This window comes from Mycobacterium sp. 1245801.1, assembly GCF_001673055.1.
Classification (GTDB): domain Bacteria; phylum Actinomycetota; class Actinomycetes; order Mycobacteriales; family Mycobacteriaceae; genus Mycobacterium; species Mycobacterium europaeum_A.
This window is the reverse complement of the sequence record NZ_LZKY01000072.1, coordinates 1-560: the sequence shown is the minus strand read 5'-3', so window position 1 is coordinate 560 and position 560 is coordinate 1. Positions and strand designations below refer to the sequence as shown.

Sequence of the window (560 nt, the reverse complement as noted above, 5' to 3'; positions counted from 1 at the left end):
CGACATGGCAACACGTTTTATGACCGACCCGCACGAGATGCGGGCGATGGCGGGCCGCTTCGAGGTGCACGCCCAGACCGTTGAGGACGAGGCCCGCAAGATGTGGGCGTCGTCGATGAACATCGCCGGCTCGGGCTGGAGCGGTCAGGCCCAGGCCACCTCGTACGACACCATGGGCCAGGTCAACCAGGCCTTCCGCAACATCGTCAACATGCTCCACGGGGTGCGCGACGGGCTGATTCGCGACGCGAACAACTACGAGCAGCAAGAGCAGGCCTCGCAGCAGATCCTCAGCAGCTAGCGGCCGAAACCGCTGCTGCACAACACTTTTAAGGAGCAAAGCCAATGAGCATTAACTACCAGTTCGGCGACGTAGACGCCCACGGTGCCTTGATCCGCGCCCAGGCCGCGTCCTTGGAGGCCGAGCACCAGGCCATCGTTCGCGATGTGCTTGCTGCCGGCGACTTCTGGGGCGGTGCGGGTTCGGTGGCATGCCAGGAGTTCATCACCCAGTTGGGTCGCAACTTCCAGGTCATCTACGAGCAGGCCAACTCCCACGG

General features: G+C 63.6%; 2 protein-coding genes. Both read left to right on the top strand.

What is annotated here, in order from left to right:
• Positions 1–4 precede the first annotated feature (4 nt).
• Positions 5–301: a WXG100 family type VII secretion target gene (locus A5622_RS04445; RefSeq protein ID WP_007168951.1), complete on the top strand. Its 297-nt coding sequence runs from the start codon at positions 5–7 to the stop codon at positions 299–301.
• 44 nt (positions 302–345) lie between these two features.
• Positions 346–560 (top strand): WXG100 family type VII secretion target (locus A5622_RS04440; protein ID WP_066876954.1); only part of this gene is annotated, 215 nt, incomplete at its 3' end.